Origin of the sequence: Streptomyces sp. OfavH-34-F, from assembly GCF_022347745.1 — a bacterium.
Taxonomy (GTDB): domain Bacteria; phylum Actinomycetota; class Actinomycetes; order Streptomycetales; family Streptomycetaceae; genus Streptomyces.
Window position 1 is genome coordinate 1 of record NZ_JAKRGC010000623.1, and the last position, 1,262, is coordinate 1,262.

At 74.4% G+C, this 1,262-nt stretch carries 1 protein-coding gene and 1 pseudogene; one reads left to right on the forward strand and one right to left on the reverse strand.

The features are described 5' to 3' along the window. Positions 1–279, reverse strand: a 279-nt coding sequence (locus tag MHW47_RS35510; protein WP_239227916.1) for a hypothetical protein, incomplete at its 3' end; no start/stop codon positions are given. Positions 280–532: 253 nt separating this feature from the next. Between MHW47_RS35510 and MHW47_RS35515 the strand changes: the two are divergent. After that, a pseudogene (locus tag MHW47_RS35515) lies at positions 533–1,262 on the forward strand (tetratricopeptide repeat protein); the annotation flags it as partial.

The following is a 1,262-nucleotide window of genomic DNA, read 5'->3' on the forward strand; positions in this document are numbered from 1 at the left end:
CAGCAGCCAGCCGCTGCCGGCGACCGGCGGCTCGGCGGGGATGCGCAGCCCCCGGCCGTCGGTCCGGGTACAGGCGCTGCCCGGTACGTCCCACCCCTGGGCGGTGCCCGGTGGCACCAGGAAGCCGAGGGTGTCGCAGGTGCCGTCGTGGATGACGGGGCCCACGGCCGGGCGTCCGGCGCCCCGGCGCAGGATGTCCACGGCCTCCAGGCCCTGGCGGGCGGGCACGGTCACCAGATCGCAGGGTTCGTCGGCGGACGCCGAACCTCCGGTCGCCATGTCGATACGCAACAAGGGACTCTCCTCTCATCGCCGGGCGGAGTCGCACTCCGTCTCCACAGGGACCAACGGCCCGACCACGTCAAGGGCTACGGTGCGACACCGCCGCAAAGGGTGGCAGTTCATGGCAGATCACGACCGAGATGCCCGGTTCGCCCGGAAACTCTCTGTGCGCGCCCCGTTACAGCGGGTACGTTCTTGCTCCGCCGGGACACCGGAAACAGCGCCCGGCTCGCACCGAGAGGGTCACGCCATGGTGTCGGCAGGGGCAGTTCCCAACCTCGCCTTCCGGCGGTTGCGCGGACCGCGCTCCGCCGGTGAGTTCGCTGCCGCTGTACGCAGGGCCGCCCGCGAGATCGGCGAGCAGGTCGCCTGCGACGCCCGGTACATCGGACGCGTGGAGTCCGGCGAGATCCGCTGTCCCAACTACGCGTACGAGCGGGTCTTCCGGCACATGTTCCCCGGCACGACCCTGGAGGACCTGGGCTTCTCGCCCCGTTCCTCCGTACGCGGGCGGGCGGCCGGGCCCGCGCCGGACACCCCCACGCACCCCCCGACCGCTCCGCCGCCCGCGCCCGGCAGCGACACCGACGAGGAGAGCGACGTGCTGCGTCGCGTATTCATGACGAGCGGCACCACCACGGTGGCGGCCGCTTCCCTGGGGCTGGGCCTCTGCGGCCCGGCCGCCTCCCTGCCCCTGCAGCGCCGGGTCGGCGAGACGGAGGTGAGCGCCGTCGAACGGGCGGTGCGGCAGATCCGGCTGCTGGACGACCGGCACGGCGGCGACCGGCTCTACCGGCGGGCCGCGCGGCCCCTGCGGGCGGCGTACGCGCTGCTCGACGCCGGGACCGCGCAGCGCCGCTCCACGGTGGACCGGCTGCACTCCGGCGCGGGCGAGCTGGCCCTGTCGGTGGGGTGGCTGGCCCATGACTCGGGCCGTTTCGAGGACGCCCGCTCGCACTACGCGGAGGCGCTGGCCACCG